19 protein-coding genes and 2 pseudogenes are annotated in these 19,235 nt (G+C 63.5%); 10 read left to right on the top strand and 11 right to left on the bottom strand.

Going from position 1 to position 19,235, the window contains the following annotated elements; genetic code table 11:
* Window positions 1–85: 85 nt before the first annotated feature.
* Together DENOEST_RS07830 and DENOEST_RS07825 are read right to left on the bottom strand one after the other, a co-directional pair.
* Window positions 86–244 carry a hypothetical protein gene (locus DENOEST_RS07830; protein WP_170228039.1) on the bottom strand — a complete coding sequence of 53 codons (159 nt, stop codon included), beginning with the start codon at window positions 242–244 and terminating at the stop codon, window positions 86–88.
* Window positions 245–276: 32 nt separating this feature from the next.
* Window positions 277–2,460, bottom strand: a complete 2,184-nt coding sequence (locus DENOEST_RS07825; protein ID WP_145768862.1) for a RelA/SpoT family protein — start codon at window positions 2,458–2,460, stop codon at window positions 277–279.
* A gap of 363 nt (window positions 2,461–2,823) precedes the next feature.
* On the opposite strand from DENOEST_RS07825, the gene DENOEST_RS07820 reads away from it, so the two are divergent.
* Complete coding sequence (locus DENOEST_RS07820) at window positions 2,824–3,603, top strand: SDR family NAD(P)-dependent oxidoreductase (protein ID WP_145768861.1); 780 nt, start codon at window positions 2,824–2,826, stop codon at window positions 3,601–3,603.
* A gap of 3 nt (window positions 3,604–3,606) precedes the next feature.
* Here DENOEST_RS07820 and DENOEST_RS07815 read toward each other — a convergent pair whose 3' ends face one another.
* From DENOEST_RS07815 to rluD, 3 genes are read right to left on the bottom strand one after another with little or no spacing between them, the layout of a single operon-like run.
* A complete protein-coding gene (locus DENOEST_RS07815; protein WP_145768860.1) occupies window positions 3,607–4,218 on the bottom strand; it encodes a 3'-5' exonuclease in 612 nt (203 codons plus the stop codon).
* A gap of 36 nt (window positions 4,219–4,254) precedes the next feature.
* Complete coding sequence (pgeF, locus tag DENOEST_RS07810) at window positions 4,255–5,001, bottom strand: peptidoglycan editing factor PgeF (protein ID WP_145768859.1); 747 nt, start codon at window positions 4,999–5,001, stop codon at window positions 4,255–4,257.
* The gene (gene rluD / locus DENOEST_RS07805) at window positions 4,998–5,966 is read right to left on the bottom strand and encodes a 23S rRNA pseudouridine(1911/1915/1917) synthase RluD (protein WP_232096570.1); all 969 of its coding nucleotides are present in this window, start codon (window positions 5,964–5,966) and stop codon (window positions 4,998–5,000) included. Before rluD ends, pgeF begins: the two co-directional genes overlap by 4 nt.
* 1 nt (window position 5,967) lies before the next feature.
* Between rluD and DENOEST_RS07800 the strand changes: the two genes are divergently transcribed.
* Both DENOEST_RS07800 and DENOEST_RS07795 read left to right on the top strand, forming a co-directional pair.
* The gene (locus tag DENOEST_RS07800) at window positions 5,968–6,759 is read left to right on the top strand and encodes an outer membrane protein assembly factor BamD (protein ID WP_145768857.1); all 792 of its coding nucleotides are present in this window, start codon (window positions 5,968–5,970) and stop codon (window positions 6,757–6,759) included.
* 29 nt (window positions 6,760–6,788) lie between these two features.
* Window positions 6,789–7,421, top strand: a complete 633-nt coding sequence (locus tag DENOEST_RS07795) for an FABP family protein (protein WP_145768856.1) — start codon at window positions 6,789–6,791, stop codon at window positions 7,419–7,421.
* 158 nt (window positions 7,422–7,579) lie between these two features.
* Here DENOEST_RS07795 and DENOEST_RS07790 read toward each other — a convergent pair whose 3' ends face one another.
* Together DENOEST_RS07790 and DENOEST_RS07785 are read right to left on the bottom strand one after the other, a co-directional pair.
* Window positions 7,580–8,926, bottom strand: a complete 1,347-nt coding sequence (locus DENOEST_RS07790; RefSeq protein WP_145768855.1) for an erythromycin esterase family protein — start codon at window positions 8,924–8,926, stop codon at window positions 7,580–7,582.
* 53 nt (window positions 8,927–8,979) lie between these two features.
* Complete coding sequence (locus DENOEST_RS07785; RefSeq protein WP_145768854.1) at window positions 8,980–9,816, bottom strand: cupin domain-containing protein; 837 nt, start codon at window positions 9,814–9,816, stop codon at window positions 8,980–8,982.
* Window positions 9,817–9,944: 128 nt separating this feature from the next.
* Here DENOEST_RS07785 and DENOEST_RS07780 point away from each other — a divergent pair, with 128 nt between their 5' ends.
* From DENOEST_RS07780 to DENOEST_RS07755, 6 genes are all read left to right on the top strand, one after another.
* Window positions 9,945–10,514, top strand: coding sequence for a carboxymuconolactone decarboxylase family protein (locus DENOEST_RS07780; RefSeq protein WP_145768853.1), 570 nt, complete (start codon window positions 9,945–9,947; stop codon window positions 10,512–10,514).
* An 88-nt stretch (window positions 10,515–10,602) separates the two neighbouring features.
* On the top strand, window positions 10,603–11,469 hold the full coding sequence (locus DENOEST_RS07775) for an HD domain-containing phosphohydrolase (protein ID WP_145768852.1): 867 nt from the start codon (window positions 10,603–10,605) through the stop codon (window positions 11,467–11,469).
* Entirely contained in the window at window positions 11,466–12,035 is a 570-nt protein-coding gene (locus tag DENOEST_RS07770) for a sigma-70 family RNA polymerase sigma factor (protein WP_145768851.1), read from the top strand. Before DENOEST_RS07775 ends, DENOEST_RS07770 begins: the two co-directional genes overlap by 4 nt.
* A gap of 1 nt (window position 12,036) precedes the next feature.
* Window positions 12,037–12,228, top strand: coding sequence for a zf-HC2 domain-containing protein (locus DENOEST_RS07765; protein ID WP_145768850.1), 192 nt, complete (start codon window positions 12,037–12,039; stop codon window positions 12,226–12,228).
* 60 nt (window positions 12,229–12,288) lie between these two features.
* Window positions 12,289–12,810: a c-type cytochrome gene (locus DENOEST_RS07760; protein WP_197970556.1), complete on the top strand. Its 522-nt coding sequence runs from the start codon at window positions 12,289–12,291 to the stop codon at window positions 12,808–12,810.
* A gap of 33 nt (window positions 12,811–12,843) precedes the next feature.
* Window positions 12,844–14,112 (top strand): multiheme c-type cytochrome, encoded by a 1,269-nt coding sequence (locus tag DENOEST_RS07755; protein ID WP_145768849.1) that lies wholly within the window; start codon window positions 12,844–12,846, stop codon window positions 14,110–14,112.
* A 21-nt stretch (window positions 14,113–14,133) separates the two neighbouring features.
* Here DENOEST_RS07755 and DENOEST_RS07750 read toward each other — a convergent pair whose 3' ends face one another.
* Window positions 14,134–17,082, bottom strand: a complete 2,949-nt coding sequence (locus DENOEST_RS07750) for a PAS domain-containing hybrid sensor histidine kinase/response regulator (RefSeq protein WP_170228038.1) — start codon at window positions 17,080–17,082, stop codon at window positions 14,134–14,136.
* A gap of 236 nt (window positions 17,083–17,318) precedes the next feature.
* Between DENOEST_RS07750 and DENOEST_RS07745 the strand changes: the two are divergent.
* Window positions 17,319–17,543 (top strand): annotated as a pseudogene (locus DENOEST_RS07745) (transposase); the annotation flags it as partial.
* Window positions 17,544–17,892: 349 nt separating this feature from the next.
* Here DENOEST_RS07745 and DENOEST_RS07740 read toward each other — a convergent pair.
* From DENOEST_RS07740 to DENOEST_RS20490, 3 genes and pseudogenes are all read right to left on the bottom strand, one after another.
* The gene (locus DENOEST_RS07740) at window positions 17,893–18,336 is read right to left on the bottom strand and encodes a helix-turn-helix domain-containing protein (RefSeq protein WP_145768847.1); all 444 of its coding nucleotides are present in this window, start codon (window positions 18,334–18,336) and stop codon (window positions 17,893–17,895) included.
* Window positions 18,337–18,429: 93 nt separating this feature from the next.
* The gene (locus DENOEST_RS20155; RefSeq protein ID WP_170228080.1) at window positions 18,430–18,726 is read right to left on the bottom strand and encodes an HU family DNA-binding protein; all 297 of its coding nucleotides are present in this window, start codon (window positions 18,724–18,726) and stop codon (window positions 18,430–18,432) included.
* Window positions 18,727–18,804: 78 nt separating this feature from the next.
* Window positions 18,805–19,008, bottom strand: a pseudogene (locus DENOEST_RS20490) (GIY-YIG nuclease family protein); the annotation flags it as partial.
* Between the last annotated feature and the right edge of the window lie 227 nt (window positions 19,009–19,235).

The raw sequence follows: 19,235 nt of genomic DNA, 5'->3' as shown, positions 1-19,235 counted from the left end.
GAGAGCAAGAGGCAACTCAAACAAGAGATAAGTCAAAACCCGACGTGCTCGTCAATATCTAACGTCTGCAATGGACTTAGCGTGTTTAAATTTCCGTTTTCTGAGACATTCCCCGGTCCAGATCACCGGCCTGGCTGGCCGCACCGATCTGCTCCCCCAGCTCACGAAACTCCCTGCCCATGCCCTTGCCCATCTGACCCCAGACAGGATGAGCCAGCATCAGGCCGATAAAGAGGGACCCCATCCATCTCATGGCGGGGTAGCGGCACGACATGCTTACCCCCGCCGCACCGAAACCACCCCGGGCACTTCCCCCAACAGGGTGAAAAGCCGTGGCAGACGGCCGGCGCCGGTCAGCTCCACGGTGAAGGCCATGCGCGCCGTACCGCTCTTGGAGAGGGTCTTCACCGCCGTGACATTGACCTTCTCCTTGGACAGCACGTCGGAAATATCCCGCAACAGGCCCTGGCGGTCGCTGGCCTCCACCAGCAGGTCCACCGCGTAAAGGGCGCCCTCCTGGGCCACGCCCCACTCGGCGCTGATCACCCGCTCCGGATTGCGCACCACCATATTGCGGAAATTGATGCAATCCACCCGATGGATGGACACTCCCTTGCCCCGGGTGACGAAGCCCTGGATCGCATCCGGCGGCACCGGCTTGCAGCAACGCCCCAACTGGGTCAGCAGCTTGTCCACGCCGACGATCAGCACCTTGGAATCGGTGGCCCGGCTGCGCCGGGTGACGATCTCCGGCTCCGGCGCGACATCGGCCACATCGCCGCGCAGGGCAGTCTGGATCGCCCGGGGCCCCAGCTCATTGTGGGCCGCCGCCAGGAACATCGCTTCCATGTCGCGGAAGCCCAGCTTGTGGGCCAGTTCTTCCAGATTGGCCTGGCTCTGGCCTTCCCGCTGCAATTCCCGAGTGACGAAACTGCGCCCCTGGGCCAGCAGCTCGGCCTCGTCCTGGGAGGCGAACCACTGCTTGACCTTGCGCCGGGCGCCAGGGGTGGCCAGATAAGCCTGGTTGGGATTGAGCCAGTCCCGGGAGGGACCGCCGCTCTTGGCGGCGACGATCTCCACCCGCTGACCGTTCTTCAGGGGCGTGTTGAGGGGCAACAACTGGCCGTCCACCCGGGCGCCCCGGCAGCGATGGCCCAGATCGGTGTGGAGCCGGTAGGCGAAGTCCAGGGGCGTGGCCCCTCGGGGCAGATCGATCACCCGGCCCTGGGGGGTCAGCACGTAGAGGGTATCGTCCAGGGCTGCCCGCTTGAACTGCTCCAGCCACTGACTGGAATCGGTAACCTCGTCGCGCCAGGTGAGCAACTGGCGCAACAGGGAGATCTTGTCGTCGTAATCCGAATCGGCCCTGGCCGAGGTGCCGGATTCCTTGTAGCGCCAGTGAGCCGCCACTCCCAGCTCGGCGTGCTGGTGCATCTCCCGGGTGCGGATCTGCACCTCCACCGCCCGGCCATCCTCCGCTTCCACCGCCGTGTGCAGGGAACGGTAGTTGTTGCCCTTGGGATGGGAGATATAGTCGTCGAACTCACCGTGGATCGGCTGCCAGAGCTGATGCACCAGGCCCAGGGCGGTATAGCAGTCGCGCACCTCGGCCACGATGATGCGCAGTGCCCGCACATCATAAACCTGGGAAAAGTCCAGGTTCTTGGCCCGCATCTTGTTCCAGATGCTGTAGATGTGCTTGGGCCGGCCATAGACCTCGGCCTCGATGCCCAGGGTCGTCAACTCGGCCTTGAGCCGGTCCACGGCGGACTCGATGAAGTTCTCCCGCTCCACCCGCCGCTCTTCCAGCATCTTGGCGATGCGCTTGTAGGTGGCGGGCTCGGTGAAACGGAAGGACAAATCCTCCAGCTCCCACTTGAACTGCCAGACGCCGAGCCGGTTGGCCAGGGGCGCATAGATGTCCAGGCTCTCCCGGGCGATGTCGGCCCTGTCCTCCGTTTCATGGTCCGTCAGCCAGCGCAGGGTCTGGGTGCGGGAAGCCAGGCGCAGCAGCACCACCCGGATGTCCTCCACCATGGCCAGCAGCATCTTGCGCAGAATCTCGGTCTGGGCCTGGACCTCGCTCCCGGACTTGCTGCGGATCAGCAGACGCAGGGGGGCCAGGCGATGCAGCCCCTTGACCAGACGGATGGACTCGGCGCCGAAACGGGGCGACAGTGATTCCTCGTAATCCGGCAAATCATCCGGCATATCGAAGAGCAGGGCCGCCAGGCGAGTATCCAGATCCAGATCCAGGCTGGCCAGGATCACCGCCATGGAAACCGCATGGGAAAAGGCCGCCTCCCCGGTACCCAGCAGACGCTCCCCATAGGTCTCCCGGGCGAAGTCGAAGGCCTGCCGCAGTCGAGCCGACTCCGCCTCCCTCAGGCCGGTGGAGGCCAGGGCAAAAATTTCGTCATCGGAGTGCTGATCGGAAAAAGAATGGACGACGGCAACCATGGCTCGCTATTCAACTATTTGTAGGGGAAATATTGATCATGCACTCCCGCTCCAGAACCCGACAGATCAGGCCATGCAAGCGATCATGCGGGAACAGTGTCCCACCAGGACTCCATCGCAGAAGTGGGATTTTACGAGACTGCCTCAATTCCCGGCCCAGGAGGAGGCGAAATCGTACGCTTGCACGCAGGGTAGTCAACCGAAGCCCACCTTTGCAGATCGAGGGGCACAGCTCCTGGCATGGCGCCACGCCTTCCAAAGGCAAACATGAACAGGGGCCTCCCCACAGGCACGGTTTTCCCCTATCGTTCCATCCGGCCTGATCAACATGAGGGTGGCGCCGCCCATGACTGGAGCACGAAAATGAAAAACCTTCCCCAGATCCCGCAGGATTTCCAGGACAAGACGGTGCTGATCACCGGTGCCGGCAGCGGTATCGGCCAGGCCGCAGCCACCTTGTTCGCCCGGCGTGGCGCCCGGGTGGCGGTGGTGGACATCCAGACCGAGGGTGGCCGGGAGACAGTGGCGCGCATCCGCGCCGAGGGCGGCACAGCGGAGTTTTTTGAGGCCGACTTGTCCCGGGAGGAGCAGGTGGAGAGCGTCGTGGCCCGGACTGTCGCCGTTTTCGGCGGCCTTCACTGTGCCTTCAACAATGCCGGCATCAGCCCCCGCCCCGGTCCCTTCCACGAACTGGCCTTGACCGAGTGGGAGCGGGTCATCGCGGTGAACCTGACCTCGGTCTTCCTCTGCATGAAGCACGAGATTCGCCACATGCTCGGTGCCGGGGGCGGGTCCATCGTCAACACCGCCTCCGGCGCGGGCTTCGTCCCGGCGCCCTTCCTGCCCCATTACACCGCGTCCAAACACGGGGTTCTCGGGCTGACCAAGGTCGCGGCGAAGGAATACGCGCGCCACCACATCCGCGTCAATGCCGTCTGTCCCGGCGTCACGGCGACGCCCATGATGGAGGCGACCCTGGCCCAGCGACCCGACATGAAGGAGATGCTGGCGGGAACAGTGCCCATGGGGCGCATGGGCGAACCAGCGGAAATCGCCGAAGCCGTCCTCTGGCTCTGCTCCGATGCCGCCTCCTTCGTTTCCGGAGAGTCCATGGCGGTGGACGGCGCCAGCGTATGCCGTTGAATCTTACTTAGTCGGCTGGACCTGTCCCGAGAGGGCCTCAGTCTCCATGGCGCACCAGGCCCGATACACCTTGAGGGCTGCATGGGCATCGTCGGCCGCGTAGGCGATCTGACTGTCCGTTAAGCGGGAATTGGCCCAATTGGTGGTGGAAATCTTCTTGGACTTTTGCAGTCGCTTCCCCAAAAACCTGGCCACGGCGGCTTTTGCCCCCACCTGATTGGGTTTCCCGTCCCGCAGGGCCAGTGCGAGATCGAGGATACCCACGGCATGGATGCCGAACTTGGCCCGGAGCCGCTTCACATCGTCCCCCAGGCCGAAGCCCACTTTCAGGATCTGGGCTGATTCCATGACCATCTTTACCGCCGACATGTCGGGCAGGTGCTTCACCGGGAAAAGATAAACCCTGTCCCTCGTCGCCAACTGGATCAGATGGGGACCATCGGAGACCTCCCCCTTCATGAAGGTCGGTTTCGATTCGGTATCGAATCCAAGCACATCGGCGGTCATCAGATCCCCCAGGGCAACACGGGCGTCTTCAGCAGACCGGACAATGAGTATCTGCTCCAGGGAAATACCTTTGTAGGATGGAAGCGGCTGGTCAGGCAGGTGGGTCATGGGCGGGGAATCGTATCGTCGGAAAGGGAGGACGCTTCAGCCCGCCAGCCAGATCAGGCTGGCCATGCGGCCGGTGACGCCATCGCGGCGAAAGGAATAAAAGTGCCGGGAATCGCTGTGAGTGCAGAGATCACCCCCCCCCACCCAGACCACGTCCAGAGGCGCCAGACGCTGCCGGGCCAGGGCGTAGAGGTCGCACAGCCACTTGCCATCCCCGGCGGGCCGAAAGGCGCTGGCCGCCACGGGATCATGGGCCAGGAAGGCCGCCCTCACCTCCTCCCCCACCTCGAAGGCGGCAGGACCGATGGCCGGCCCCAGCCAGGCCAGCATGTCCGCCCCGGGCCGACCCAGGGCAGCCACGGTGCTTTCGATCACCCCGGCCAGGAGGCCGCGCCAGCCGGCATGGGCCACCCCCACCACGGTGCCGGCTCGGTCGCAGAGCAGCAGCGGCAGGCAGTCGGCGGTGAGCACGGCGCAAACCAGACCGGGACGATCGGTCACGGCGGCGTCGGCCTCTGCTCCGGGCTGCGCTTCCTCGGCGCGAATGCAGCGGGTGCCATGAACCTGGGCCAGCCAGCGTGGAGTAGCGGGCAGATCGGGCAGCAGGCGGTGCAGGCGCTCGCGGTTGGCGGCCACGGCCAGCGGATCGTCGCCCACGTGGTTTCCGAGATTGAGGCTGTCATAGGGCGACCTACTCACACCGCCCATGCGGGTGGTGACGGCGGCCCGCACCCGGGCCGGTGCCGGCCAGTCGGGGAGCAGGACGAAGTTGCCCCGGCTCATGGCGTCCGGCTGCGCAGCTCGGCCAGCAATTGGGCGAAATCCGCTGGCGGCGGGCTTTCCCAGTGCATGGTCTCGCCATTTTCGGGATGGATCAGGCCCAGGCGCCAGGCATGGAGAGCCTGACGGGGAAAGGCATCGAGCAGGGCATCGCCGGTCCGGCGGCGGCCATAGGTCTCGTCCCCCACCAGGGGATGGCCCAGGGAGGCCATATGCACCCGGATCTGATGGGTACGGCCGGTATCCAGGCGGCATTCCACCAGGGTGGCCCGGGGGAAGCGCTCCAGCACCTGGTAATGGGTGCGGGCCTCGCGTCCGCCGGCCACCACGGCCATCTTGACGCGCTGGCTGGGATGGCGGCCGATGGGTGCATCCACCGTGCCGTCCCGGGCCAGCAGCCCCTGAACCAGAGCCAGGTAGTGGCGCTTGACGCTGCGGGCCTGGAGCTGGCGCACCAGATCGGTCTGGGCAGCCAGGGTCTTGGCTACCACCATCAGGCCGCTGGTGTCCTTGTCCAGGCGATGGACGATGCCGGCCCGGGGCAGTTGCTCCAGTTCGGGAGCATGGTGCAGCAGGGCGTTGAGCAGGGTGCCGGACCAGTTGCCGCTGCCCGGATGCACCACCAGGCCCACGGGCTTGTCTATCACCAGAATGGCCTCATCCTCATGGATCACGGGCAGGTCCATGGCCTCGGCGACATGGGCGGCCAGGAGCGGTTCCGGGGTCGGGTCCAATTCCACGCTCTCGCCGCCCCAGGCCTTGGCCTTGGGGTCTTCGGCCGGTGCACCGGCCACCCGCACCCGCCCCGCCTTCATCCAGGCCTGGAGCCGGCTGCGCGAGAAATCCGGGAAGAGCTGGGCCAGGGCCGCGTCCAGGCGCAGCCCGGCGCATTCCCGGGGAATGGTGCCGCGGCGGAGAGCGGCGGGGCTTGGGCTATAATCGCCCGCGTTCGTTTCCAAGGCCTTCATCATGCGTAGTTTAGCGGTTCTCGTAGCACTGCTTTCCCTCCTGCTTGCGGGCTGCGGTCTGTTCCCCGACAAACCGGAGGAGCCCGAGGCCAACTGGTCCGCCGCCAAGCTCTATACGGAAGCCCGGGACGCCATGTCCGAGGGCATCTACGACCGGGCGATCAAGCTCTTCGAAAAGCTGGAGTCCCGCTATCCCTACGGCCGCTACGCCCAACAGGCCCAACTGGAAGTCGCCTACGCCTATTACAAGAATTACGAGCCGGCCTCTTCCATCTCGGCCTGCGACCGCTTCATCCGCCTCCACCCCAACCATCCCAATGTGGACTACGCCTACTACCTGAAGGGTCTGGTGAACTTCAACGATGATCTGGGCATCTTCGGCAACCTGAGCAACCAGGACCAGTCGGAGCGGGACCCCAAGGCGGCCCGGGAAGCCTTCACCACTTTCCGGGAGCTGGTGAACAAGTTTCCGGAAAGCAAGTACGCCGTGGATTCCGCCAAGCGTATGGCTTACCTGCTCAACACCCTGGCCTCCCACGAAGTCCATGTGGCCCGTTACTACCTGAAGCGTGGGGCCTACGTGGCTGCCGCCAACCGGGCTCAGGAAACCCTGCGTACCTATCCCGACGCACCCGCCAACGAGGAAGCCCTGTTCGTCATGATCAAGGCTTACGACGGCATGGGCATGAACGATCTGCGTGACGATGCCAACCGGGTAATGCGCAAGAACTTCCCCAAGAGCAAGTACTTCTCGAACGCGAACGAGGGCGAGGCCTGGTGGAAGTTCTGGTAGGTCCGCCCACGATCAACCAAGAGCCCCCCATGGACGCCTATCCGGCCGATATCTACACCGAGCCCCGGGACGTTGATCCCGATACCCTGAACAATCTCGGTCCCCTGACGGGGATGGCCGGCATCTGGCAGGGAACCCGGGGCCTGGACGTCAAGCCTAAGGCCGAGGGACCGAAACAACAGGCCTATGTGGAACGCATCGAGCTGCAACCGATCGATCCCCAGACCAACGGCCCCCAGCTTTTCTACGGCCTGCGCTACCACACCCACGTCACCAAGCCCGACCAGGTCAAGACCTACCATGACCAGGTGGGTTATTGGCTGTGGGAGCCCGCCACCGGCACGGTGATCCACACCCTGACCATCCCCCGCGCCCAGGTGGTGATGGCGGGGGGCAAAGCGGCGGCCGATGCCACCCGCTTCGAACTGGTGGCGCGAGAGGAAGACGACAGCTTCGGCATCCGCTCCGCGCCCTTCCTGCAACACGCCTTTCGCACCGTGGAGTTCCGCATCCAGGTCAGCATCAACCCGGACGGCACCTGGTCCTACGAGGAAGACACGGTGCTCAAAATACACGGCCAGGACGAGCTGTTCCATCACACCGACCGCAACACCCTGACCCGGATCGGCGATCCCGTTCCAAATCCCCTAGCGCGCAGGTAGGTCAGTGGGAAAGCGGCGGACGGCGCCAGCCGCAACCCCTCGGTGCCGCTACGGAGTGCCCCGTAATATCGAGCAGAGCAAGCCGATGGGCAGCCCCGCCCCAGGGCTGGGATGGGGGGGGCGTTCAATTGGCCTTTGCGCATTTCACGGGGGTGGCGCTAGCGACCATCCGCGTTAGGGTGTGCCCCCTCCAGTGGCACTAGGGGCGTGGTCCGGTCCCAGTGGATCACGGCATCGAACTGCCGGGACAGGCGGACATGGTAGTAGTGCATGGCCCGCTCGTCGCCGGGCAGGTAGTTCACCCCCACGGCCCGGTCCAGGCGCTTTTTCCCAAAGGCGGCGGCCAGGGCCGGATGGCCGGCAAACACCATCAGCAAGGCCGGCTGGCGGGCCTGATGCAGCAGGGCCGACCAGCTTCCGCGCCGTGCCGGCCGCAGATTCTTGACCCGGTCCCGGCCACCCCATTCCGAGGAAGCCCGCACCTGTCCATGGTAGGTGGTCAGCCCCACCAGGAACACCTTGTCCCCATGGCGTTCCCGCATCAATTGCCCCAGACTCAATTCGCCGGTGACGGCCTGGTCCGTGGCCCGTGCATCGCCCTGGTGGGTATTGTGGGCCCACACCACCAGCCGTGCCTCCCTCCCCAGGCGGGCACCCAGCCAGGTTCTCAGGCGATCCAGGGTATCGGCCAGATGGGTTTCCCGCAGATTCCATGACCCCACCCAGTTCTGGTGCACGGCCCGGTAATAGGCCTCGCCGCTGGCCACGGTATGGGCGCTCTGCCAAGCGGCGAACAGCGCCTCGTCGGCGATCTCCACACCATTGACCCGCAGTTGCATCCAGGCCAGTTGCCGCCGGACGCCGGCGCCGCAGCCGGCCTGGTGGTGCAGCACCACCGCCAGTCCGTACTCCTGGGGCTCGTCCAGATAGGAGGAGAAGCAGCGATAGTCCTCCCGGGCCGTCGCGGCCTCGGCGGGAGATATGGCATCCAGATAAGCGGCCACCGCGCCGGCGGACTCGGGCACGCTGTACAGGTCCATGCCGAAGACCCGCAGCGGCGAATCCGGCCTGGTTTCGTTGTAGACCCGCAGCCAGCGGGCGAAATCCAGCACCTCTTGATTGCGCCAGGGCCAGCGGGGATAGCGCGCAAAACCGGCAAGGGCTTCCTCGGCGCTCCCCAACCCACCGGCGATGTAGGCATCTAGCCGGCGCACCGGTTCCCAGGGCGCTTCCAGCACTACCCCGTCGAAGCCCTTTTCCTCGATCAGGCGCCGGGTGATGCGAGCACGCTCCCGGTAGAACTCCCGGCTGCCATGGGTGGCCTCTCCCAGCAGAACGATGGAGACATCGCCCATGGCATTGAGCAGTTCGTCATAATCAAGGGTCCCCCCTGTCAATGGACGGGCCACCGAAATCTGCAAGGAGAGAGTTCTTTCGACCGAGGGCGGCGCCGCCGACACTCCCAGCGCCCAGACCATCAACAGTGGAATCGAGATCCGGATCATGGCTCTCCCTTGCCCAAGAAACAATGATGGACTCCATGGAGTATGGCCGCAACTCACTTACCTTCCTGAGTCTCCCGCAACCAGTCTGAAGGACTGCTGCCGACCTCTCTGGCGAAGGCCCGGGAAAAGGCGGGCTGGCTGTTGTAGCCCACCTCCCCGGCCACCAGCGCAACCGGGCGCCCCTTGCGCAACAGACGCATTGCCATGGCGATGCGTATCTGGGTAAGGAAATCCGCCGGCGTATCGCCGAGGACCCGACCGAACTCCCGGATAAAACCGTTGCGCGATTGATGGGTCCGGGTCGCCATGTGGTCCACCGTCCAGGGCTGCCGGGGATCGTTCAACAGATCGACCAGCAGCCTGGACAGGCGCGGATGGGCAAGACCGGCCAGGACGCCCTGTTGCACAAAGTTCTGCGCAATGGCGAAACGGACGATCTGGATCACCAGAATGTCACATAACCGATCCAGCATCGCCCGCCTCCCCGGCATGTCTTCCATCGCTTCAGCGAACAGGGAGACCAGTGTGGTGTCGATGCGCCGCATCGCCGCGAAGGGTATGACCACCACGGCGGGGAAGGACTGGGTGATCGGATTTTCCCTGCCGGCCTCGTAGCTCACGCGGGCGCACAGCACGTCGGCGGCGACGGATTCATCGATATCCAGGCGGTGATCGATCGGACGGGGATAGAAGAGCAGCGTCGGCTCCCGCACATGGATGTCGGGGTGCCCCACCTGCACCGCGCGTATCTCCCCGGATCGAATGACATGAAGATGGCCGACACCATCGCCGGCGCCAAAATCATGCAGACCGCACAAAGGACCGGCGTAGTAGGTGTTCGTGCGCAGGCCAATGTGATCCAGCAGTTGGGAAATGCCGTCCGACGTCACGGGGAAAAGGTCCGAATGGTTATGAACTGTGGGCAGATGATAACCAGTAGGTTGCCATGCGGCTCTAATCTTGCGTTGTGGCGCGCTGCATGATCCTTGCCTTTCACCCGTTACAAATGGAGAACACCATGACGCAACACTTCACCGCCAGCACCCTCCGCGGACTTACCCTGGACTCGGCCGGTCCCGCCCAGAAGGAAGCGCTGGAGGCGGCGCGGAAGCAGGTCGGGTTCATACCCAACATGTACGCCAACATGGCCAACGTGCCCGGCGTGCTGACCACCTACCTGCACGGCTATGCCGCCTTTCGCCAGCACTCCGGCCTGACGCCGGCCGAACAGGAGGTGGTCTTCCTGGCCATCAGCCAGCAGAATGGCTGCCACTACTGCATGGCAGCCCACAGCATGATCGCGGACAAGGTGTCGGGCGTTCCCGTTCCGGTATTGGCGGCGATCCGCGCCGACGAGCCGATCCCGGACAGGAGGCTGCAGGCGCTCTACCGCTTTGCCCGTGAACTGGTGAAAACGGCAGGCAAGCCCAGCCAGGCGACAGCCGACGCCTTTCTCGCCGCCGGCTATAGCGAGACGGCCGCCCTGAACATCATTCTCGCAGCGGCCGTGAAGACCCTTTCCAACTACACCAACCACATGTTCGCCACCGAAGTCGACGCGCAATTCGCTGGCTACAGGCTATCGTGAAAGCCGATACCTCCATGCCCCTTGCTCTCCCCCGCGAGTTGGGGCGCCCGCTTTCATCACCCCCGCCGGGAAGAAAGCCGACCATGCCATGAACCCGCTCCAGGACCTGCTCAAGAGTCTTTACATCATGGCCTCGCTGGTCGAGGCCCGTGATCCCTACACCGGAGGCCACCTCTGGCGCGTCTCCCAGTATTCGCGGCTGTTGGCCGAGGATGCAGGCCTGTCTTCCCAGGACATTGCCCGCATCACCCTGGGCGGTTTCCTGCACGACCTGGGCAAGATCGGGGTGCCGGACGCCATCCTCAACAAGCCCGACCGGTTGACCGATGACGAATACGCCATCATCAAGACCCACCCGGAAGTCGGCGAACGCCTGCTTTCCGGCCACCCCCTGGCGGATCTCGCCCGGGCTGCCGTCCTTTCCCACCACGAGACCCCGGACGGCAGAGGCTATCCCCGTCGGCTGGCGGGCGGCGACATTCCAACCGATGCCCGCATCGTCGGCATCGCCGACGCCTTCGACGCCATGACCAGCACCCGGCCCTATCGACACGGCATGCCCATTGCCAAGGCCCTCGCCATCATCGACGAGAACCTGGGCAGCCAGTTCGACCGGGACCTCGGCCAGCGCTTCCTCCGGCTCGGCCAAGGCGGGGCGCTGGACCATGTCGCCGGCCATAGCGATACCGGCATTCCTGTCCAGGAATGCCCCATGTGCGGCCCGACCATCGTCGTCCGTCGCGATCAGAAAACCGGGACCCTGGTTTATTGCCGCCACTGCGGGGGGGAGTCCAGGGTCCTGCGCGAGGACGGCGCCATTCGCCTGGCCCCCACCGGTGGCCGCGGCTCCGCCGAGGCGCTCCAGCCCGAGGCGGACACCGGACTGATCGATGGGCTCGTCGCCGAATCGGCACGGGTGCTTGGTCTGCACCGGATGGCGTCCTACTCTCGATGAGCGACGCCCTGATCGAACTGCTGGGGAGCTTTCGCGGCGACCTGCTGCGATTCGCCCGCCTCCAGCTTCGGGACGAGGCCGCCGCCGAGGATGCGGTGCAGGAAGCCCTGCTCTCCGCCATCGAGGGCGCCGACAGGTTTTCCGGCCGGTCCCAGGTCAAGACCTGGGTTTTTTCCATCCTCAGAAACAAGATCATCGACATGATTCGGCGGCGTGCCCGCGAACCCAATGCCGGCGGCTTAAACCAGGAGATTCCCGGCGATGCCTTCGATGCCCTGTTCGATGCGCAAGGCCACTGGCAGCCAGCCGAAAGGCCAACGGACTGGGGCGATCCCGAACAGTCCCTGGAGGACGCCCAGTTCTGGCAGGTCTTCGATGCCTGTCTGCACCGGCTGCCGGAAAACACCGCCCGCGTCTTCATGATGCGGGAACTGCTGGGATTCGAGACCCATGAAATTTGCAAGGAACTGACGATGACTTCGTCCAGTTGCTGGGTCGTGCTGCACCGTGCCCGCATGGCCCTGCGGATTTGCCTGGACAACCGATGGTTCCAAGGAAAGAAATGACATGTTGACTTGCAAGCAAGCCACCGCAGCGATGTCCCAGGCCCAGGATCGCAAGCTCGGTCTCAGGGAGCGCATGAACCTGGGCATGCACCTGCTCATGTGCCGGGGATGCCGTGCCTTCAACCGTCAACTGGCGTTCCTGCGCCGGGCCGGCCATCGCCTGGCGGGAAATGACGGGGAACCACCGAAATAATCCGTAAGGAATTCGCCGGACGTCCGACTAATGCATGAATCCATCACCGAGAGGCTCATCATGAAAAAGTTGATCATCATTTCCCTGTGCTCCCTCTTCGCCGGAACGGCCCTCGCCGCGGGCAATCCCTGCGGCAAGGAGCAGTTGACGGACTCACCGACCGCCATGATCACCCGTCCCGCCAACTACAAGCCGGCGGTCGGAGACGCCGGGCTGGGCAAAAAATTATGGATGGACACGAAGCTGTCCACCAACGGCATGTCCTGCAACGCTTGCCACGCCAACCACGGGGCTTTCCAGGCCAGCTTCGCCAAACCCTATCCCCATAAGGTACAGATGGCGCAGGACCGCCTCGGCCTCAAGCTTGTCCACCTGGACGAGATGATCCAGGGCTGCATGGTGATGCCCATGGCCGCCAAACCGCTGCCCTGGGACTCGAAGGAACTGGCGGCCCTGGTGGCCTACACCCAGACCTTGCAGAAGACATTCCGGCCTGGCACGGCCATGCCAGGCAATCCCTGCGCGATGAAACCGGCCAATCCCTGTGAAATGAAGGCCGCTAATCCCTGCGCCAGGAAGTAAGCCTCCCTGCGCACGATCCGGGGGCAGCGGAAAATGCCGAAGCGGCCATGGGTGCTGTTCGCCGTAATGCTTTGGCTGCTGGCTGGCTGCTCCAGAAACGACACCCCCGGACCACCCCCCTCTTCCCCCCAGGCGATGCCTGCCGAGGACGTGGCCGGATTTCTCAAGCGCCACTGGCAAAGGCCGCCTGTCCCCCAGGGCGCCGCACCTACCGCTTTCACGCCCCTGGAGGCCTCCCTGGCCCCCTCCGCCTGCGGAAACTGCCATACGCAACAATACGCGGACTGGCGCACCACTCTGCACAGTCAGGCCATGAGTCCGGGCCTGATCGGCCAGTTGCGGAACATGGGGCCAAAGGCCAGCGACGAACATGAGACCTGTCTCCAATGTCACGCGCCGCTGGCGGAACAGGCCCTGCATCTGGCCGACAGCCTGGCCGCTCGTCCCCGCCCTCCTCCGGCTCGGGCCGACGGGATAAGCCATGAGGACGGCCTGGCCTGCGCCGGTTGCCACGTGCGCCGGCACGAGCGATTCGGCCCGCCGCGCCGGGATGGAAGCCCGCCGACTCCCGCCCCCCCCTTGCCCCACGGCGGCTGGCAGGTAAGAAACACGTTCTCCGATTCGCGCTTCTGCGCTTCCTGCCATCAGTTCGAGGCCGATGGGCCAAGTCTCAACGGCAAGCCCCTGGAAAACACCTTTGCCGAATGGCAAGCGAGCCGCCATGCCCGGGAAGGCCGTCAGTGCCAAACCTGCCACATGCCGGATCGGCGCCACCTGTGGCGCGGCATCCACGACCCCGACATGGTGCGCTCGGGTATCGACATTCAAACCTCGGCCGCCACGATCAGGAACGACAAAATTTCCCTTGAAATCGCCATTGCCAACACCAACGTCGGGCACGCCTTTCCAAGCTACGTGACGCCCCATGTGATCGTCGAGATCGCCCAGCAGGACAGGCAGGGCCAGTTCATCCCTGCAACGGTGGCGCAGCACCTCATTGCCCGGGACATCAGCCTTGACCTGAGTACCGAGCGAGCCGACACACGCCTCATGCCGGACGAGGTACGACGTTACGTTTATCGAAGGGCACGGCATCCCGGGGCAGTCGCGATCGCCACCCGCATCATGGTGGAGCCGGATGCCTTCTATGTGAATTTCTACCGGGCCACCCTCAAGGACCCGACGTTCCACAAGGGCCGAACCGCGTTGCAAGAGGCCCTGAAACGGGCAGAGGCATCTCCTTACGAGCTGTACCGGCAGCAACAGACGCTACCGTTTCGCGCCCCGAAATCTGCAAAATAATGCGGGGCAGCGACTCGCATGCTAACTATCGCACCGATCCAACCAGTGCAGCAGGGTTGCGAACAGCGTCCCGGGAATGAAAGGCTTGATCAGGACATCATTCATACCGGATTCGAGGCACTGGGCCCGGTCCTCGGCGAAGGCGTTGGCGGTCAGGGCGATGATAGGAGTCTCCCGGTATCCGGGAAGCTGGCGTATTTGTCGCGTCGCGTCGAGCCCGTTCAGCCGGGGCATCTGCATGTCCATGAAAATGGCCATATAGGGGGTCTGGCGCGCCAGGGCGACAGCGGCCGCACCATCTTCCGCCGTATCGACCGCCAGACCGACACCCTCCAGCAGCGCCTGGGTGATTTCCTGGTTGATGGGCTCGTCGTCGGCGATCAGGATGCGGCAGCCCCTATGGTGTTGCCGGATCAGCTTTTCGACATCGTCATTGCTGACCCTCACATCTACGGAGACCCCATCGCCCTTCCTCAGCCGCGCGGTAAACCAGAAAGTGCTGCCCACGCCGGGCAGGCTCTCGACACCGGTTTCGCCCCCCATCAGTTCAGCCAGGCGCCGGGTGATCGCCAGTCCCAGGCCGGTGCCGCCGTATCTGCGCGTGGTCGAATTATCGGCCTGTTCGAAGGCGCCGAAGAGCCTGGGCAGCACTTCGGGCGGGATGCCGATGCCAGTATCGGTGACCTCGAAGCGTACCAATACCGAATCGGCTGTTTCCTCCTGAGTAAGGCAGCGCAATGTCACCACGCCCTGTTCGGTGAACTTGACGGCATTGGTGACGTAGTTGAGCAGCGCCTGTTGCAGCCGGGTGGAGTCGCCCAGCAGATTGTGAGGCAATGGCCGGTACTCGATCAGCAAGGAAATGCCCTTGGCGCTGGCGCGCTCGCCCAGGATCGATGTCACATTCGTCAGCAGGCTGCTGATCACCACCGGCGCCTCCTCCAGTTCGAACTTTCCAGCCTCAATCTTGGAGATGTCGAGTATGTCGTCGATGACGGCCAGCAGGTGCCGAGCGGCGGCGTCGATCTTTTCGAGGCGGTCGGACTGAAGCGCGGTCATGCCATCTCGCCGCAGCAGGTTGGCCATACCAATGATGCCGCTCAGGGGGGTGCGGATTTCATGGCTCATATTGGCCAGGAAGGTGCTCTTGGCCAGATTGGCGGCTTCCGCCTGACGTTTTGCACGGGTAAGCGACTGGTTCGCAGCTTCCAGATCGGCGGTGCGCGCCAGGACCCGCTGCTCAAGATCGGCATTGAGCTTTCTGATCTCGGTCTCGGCCTCTTTGCGCTCGGTAATGTCCATGCCGAAACCGATATAGCCCAGGAACTCGCCGCCACTGCCATAGCGCGGACTACCCTCGTCGCTGATCCAGCGATACTCGCCATCGGCGCGCCGTAACCGATAGTCGAGGCGGAATGTCCTGCGCTGATCAAACGCCTCGACGTAGTCATGGAAACACTGCTCGGCATCTTCCGGATGCACGCCCTGCAACCATCCATGGCCGCACTCCTGCTCCAGGGAGCGGCCGGTGGATCGCAGCCACGGTTCGTTGAAGTAGTTGCACAGCTTGTCTGGTTCCGAGGTCCAGATCAGCGTGGATCCGCCATTGGCGAGGGTGCGGAAATGCACCTCGCTCTCCCGCAAAGCCTTCTCGGCCCGGTATTGCTCCGTGACATCGCTGAACACCAGCACCACCCCGACGATCCTGTTGTCGCTGTCGAGGATGGGGGCCGCGCTGTCGGCGATCTGGTACTCCAGACCGTCCCGGGCCAGCAGCACCGTGTGATTGGCCAGGGCAACCACATGCCCCTGGGCGATCACCCGTTGCACCGGATCGGCCGTCGGCTCGCGGCTCGCGGCGTTGATGATGCGGAACACCTCGGCCAGGGGCCGGGTGCGGGCTTCGGCCAGGGACCAGCCGGTAAGGCGCTCAGCCGTGGGATTCATCCGGGTCACCCGGCCGACAGGGTCCGTGGCAATGACGCCGTCGCCGATGGAGTACAGAGTAATGGCGAGACTTTCCTCGCTTTCCTGCACACGCCGGTTGAACTCGTCAAGACGGCCCCCTATGGTTTGGGCCACCCGAGCCACCACCGAAACCGTCACCGTGGCCACAACCATGACCAGCACCGCCAGGAACACGACATCATTGACCGGCACCAGGACCTGCACCACCTGGGACAGAATGCTCTGGAGCAGGACCGCAACCACGGTAAGAGGAAGGAATACACGGGACAAACGGGCTGCCGTGGAGTCCTCCATGACCAGACGCGTCGGGAAACTCTGCGGACCGGCTGCCGCCACCAGGGAAATACCGAGCGACAGGAAAGCAAATGCCGTCGTTGCCGCCATTGGCACCACAGCGCCACCGTACAGCAGGGGCCTGCCATACAAATAGGCCAGCAGTACCGTCGCCCCGACCAGGGCCGTCAGAACACCCAGGCTGGCGGCGCCGCTGCAGCGGCGCTGTGGGCCAGGAGAAGGGCGCGCCTCCAGCAACAGCAGGGTGCCCAATCCCGCGATGATGAAGCTGGCGCCCGTGAGAGGCGACATCCGTCCAATGGGAAATGCGCCCAGGGTCCCCGCATCGGGAATGAACCAGCTTTCCAGCTCCAGTCCCAGCCAGGGCTGGAAGGCCTCCAGCAGCCCGCAAATCGTGGTGAGCAGCACCAGCACGATCAGCGCCATTCTGCCCCGGCCGGGTAAATACTTTCCGGCATGGCAGAACACGGCCCCGCTGAGGATCAGCAGGCAGCCGGCGGTACTGGGCGCCATGGGAATGTAGTCGGGCCGGATACTGCCCAGTGCCCGCAATCCCGGCACATAGGCAAGCAGGCCGGCCATGGCAACGAAGGCCACCGCCGCGGAGCTCTGCACCGCCGTAGTGCCAAAGCGGAATGACTCCGTACCATCCGGCTCTCCGGGCGGTGCCGAAGCAGCTTTGACTTGTTCTCGTTTTCCGACCGTCATCGTGTGTCCTGCCTGTCGAGAACCGCAAGAATTCTGGAGAAATATACTTAAGACATGTAGCGGCGTATAGCGCCTTGACTCACACCCCATTACCGAATGCGGCGGAATCCTCAACCCAGGGCGATCAGTGCCCTGGCCTGCCCGATGCAGGCCTGCCGCACCACGGGATCGAGGGTAATCCCCCCGGCAATCAGAGGTAGTCGGAAGTAGAATTTTCTCGAAAGGGGAAGTTCTGCATGAAGAAGTCGAAATTCACGGACAGCCAGATCATGGAGGCGCTCAAGCGGGCGGAATCAGGGCTGGCGGTGCCGGAGATATGTCGGGAGCTGGGCATCAGTTCGGCGACGTTCTACAAGTGGCGGGCGAAGTACGGCGGGATGGATACGTCGATGATCGCGCGCATGAAGGAGTTGGAACTGGAGAACGCCCGACCAAAGCAGATCTATCCCCGCAAACACCTCGGGCATGTCCGCCATGTCCATGCAGTGGGCCGCACCAGATGCTCAAGCCCCAGGGCCTGCACACGCCGAACCAGGCTGTTCAGATATTTCTCCGACGTATCGACCGCATGCACCAATGTCTGGAGTTGCCTCACCAAGGCCAGGGTCTGAGGTCCAGTCCCGCTCCCTGCATCGACAATGACATCAAAGGAATTCCTTGGAATCGTGGCCAGCACATGCAGCGTGTCGGCATCACTTCCCGGGCCAAGTTTTTCCATCTTTCAACGTAGAGAAAAGAGATGCTGAAGCGCTCCCATGATCCATAAGGCCCCGGAACCACAGGGGCACAAAGACCATAAGAAGATGGGGCTTACCTGCCTGTGCTCAACTGTGCCAGCGTGGCCCGCACTTTTCGCTTTCCCATCTTCCTGAGGGCGGCGATCTTCGCAATCTGTTCCTGGCTGGGATGAGTGGAATCGGCTTCCCAGTTGTATATCGTCTGCGTGGAAACCTGGAGAATCGAGGCCAATACCGAGGCGGTGAGATCAAGACGTTCCCGCATTTTCTTCAGACCGGCGCCGCTGAAGCGCAGCTTCCGGGAAGGCGCGCCATCGGCCAGAGGCTTCTCGGCCTTGGGCAGCAGCTTGGTCAGCCGGGCAAGTTGCTGCTCCAGGACTCCAATGCGACGCTTCAATGCCGCTATTTCCGAACGGTAACGGCCGGAAGCCTTTTTAAGGCCCTCGGTCTCGTTGCGCAATTCCTTGCGTGCCTGCCGGGCGATTTCTTCCTTGAGGACAGTCGCGATACTTGACATAGGGATTACTCATGGGGATGACCAGCCGTGATCCTCTGGGATACGGCTGAGACTCACCCGACAACCGGTCGATTGCCGGGTGGATGGGGAACATTACTTCTTCTTTGCAGCCTTTTTGCCAGAAACGGCAGCCTTGAAGGTTGCGCCGGCGGTAAAGCGCGGAACGGTGGTGGCGGCAATCTTGATTTCCTTGCCGGTCTGAGGATTCCGGCCGGTACGCGCTGCACGCTTGGCGGACTTGAAGGTGCCAAAGCCCACCAGGGTGACGGAATCACCCTTGGAGACCGCTTTCACAATAGTCCCCAGGGTGGCGGCAAGCGCACGCTCGGCATCCGCCTTGGTGATCTCTGCGGTTTTGGCGACAGCTTCGATGAGTTCAGACTTATTCATGGTGAATGACCTTTCATGTGGATGAAAAAATTGGACTGCCAACGCTTCGACGGCCGAAAGCTTTTTCTCTTTCGGCAGCCGCTTAATCGCCCCCTCGGCCTTCAAGGCATCTGACCGCGAGCCGACGAGAGCGGATGCTAGCAAGCGGAACGGCTTGTGGGAACGGGTATAACGTGCCCCCCGTCCGGACAGGTGGTTCTGGAATCGCCGCACCACGTCGGTGGTGATGCCGGCATAGTATGAACCATCAACACATTCAATCAGATAAAGATGCCAAGCCACGACAATTCAGTCTTGTCCGAAAACGGGTGTCCAGTCTGCCATATCCAGCAGGGTGGGCGTCAGGTCGGTAAGCTTTCGGCATCCTATCAGTGCCAGCGTAGAAGCTGGCGAGTAGCGTGGACAAGGTCGCTTTCCTTTACAGTCGGACGTGGATTGCGCTGGTAAACCTTCAATGGCTCTATTCGCTTTTCGCAATAAAATAGTGTTTCCTTAGCCCGTACTACTTG

The organism is Denitratisoma oestradiolicum (assembly GCF_902813185.1).
Classification (GTDB): Bacteria; Pseudomonadota; Gammaproteobacteria; order Burkholderiales; family Rhodocyclaceae; genus Denitratisoma; species Denitratisoma oestradiolicum.
This window is presented reverse-complemented; position numbering and strand designations above follow the sequence as displayed.

Bases quoted from the DNA above. Each gene is read 5' to 3' on its own strand.
- DENOEST_RS07815 (WP_145768860.1), bottom strand. From the start codon at position 4,218: ATGACCCACCTGCCTGACCAGCCGCTTCCATCCTACAAAGGTATTTCC.
- DENOEST_RS07795 (WP_145768856.1), top strand. From the start codon at position 6,789: ATGGACGCCTATCCGGCCGATATCTACACCGAGCCCCGGGACGTTGAT.
- DENOEST_RS07760 (WP_197970556.1), top strand. From the start codon at position 12,289: ATGAAAAAGTTGATCATCATTTCCCTGTGCTCCCTCTTCGCCGGAACG.
- DENOEST_RS07755 (WP_145768849.1), top strand. From the start codon at position 12,844: ATGCCGAAGCGGCCATGGGTGCTGTTCGCCGTAATGCTTTGGCTGCTG.
- DENOEST_RS07790 (WP_145768855.1), bottom strand. From the start codon at position 8,926: ATGATCCGGATCTCGATTCCACTGTTGATGGTCTGGGCGCTGGGAGTG.
- DENOEST_RS07780 (WP_145768853.1), top strand. From the start codon at position 9,945: ATGACGCAACACTTCACCGCCAGCACCCTCCGCGGACTTACCCTGGAC.
- DENOEST_RS07740 (WP_145768847.1), bottom strand. From the start codon at position 18,336: ATGTCAAGTATCGCGACTGTCCTCAAGGAAGAAATCGCCCGGCAGGCA.
- pgeF (WP_145768859.1), bottom strand. From the start codon at position 5,001: ATGAGCCGGGGCAACTTCGTCCTGCTCCCCGACTGGCCGGCACCGGCC.
- rluD (WP_232096570.1), bottom strand. From the start codon at position 5,966: ATGAAGGCCTTGGAAACGAACGCGGGCGATTATAGCCCAAGCCCCGCC.
- DENOEST_RS07800 (WP_145768857.1), top strand. From the start codon at position 5,968: ATGCGTAGTTTAGCGGTTCTCGTAGCACTGCTTTCCCTCCTGCTTGCG.
- DENOEST_RS07830 (WP_170228039.1), bottom strand. From the start codon at position 244: ATGGGGTCCCTCTTTATCGGCCTGATGCTGGCTCATCCTGTCTGGGGT.
- DENOEST_RS07825 (WP_145768862.1), bottom strand. From the start codon at position 2,460: ATGGTTGCCGTCGTCCATTCTTTTTCCGATCAGCACTCCGATGACGAA.
- DENOEST_RS07750 (WP_170228038.1), bottom strand. From the start codon at position 17,082: ATGACGGTCGGAAAACGAGAACAAGTCAAAGCTGCTTCGGCACCGCCC.
- DENOEST_RS07770 (WP_145768851.1), top strand. From the start codon at position 11,466: ATGAGCGACGCCCTGATCGAACTGCTGGGGAGCTTTCGCGGCGACCTG.
- DENOEST_RS07820 (WP_145768861.1), top strand. From the start codon at position 2,824: ATGAAAAACCTTCCCCAGATCCCGCAGGATTTCCAGGACAAGACGGTG.
- DENOEST_RS20155 (WP_170228080.1), bottom strand. From the start codon at position 18,726: ATGAATAAGTCTGAACTCATCGAAGCTGTCGCCAAAACCGCAGAGATC.
- DENOEST_RS07765 (WP_145768850.1), top strand. From the start codon at position 12,037: ATGTTGACTTGCAAGCAAGCCACCGCAGCGATGTCCCAGGCCCAGGAT.
- DENOEST_RS07775 (WP_145768852.1), top strand. From the start codon at position 10,603: ATGAACCCGCTCCAGGACCTGCTCAAGAGTCTTTACATCATGGCCTCG.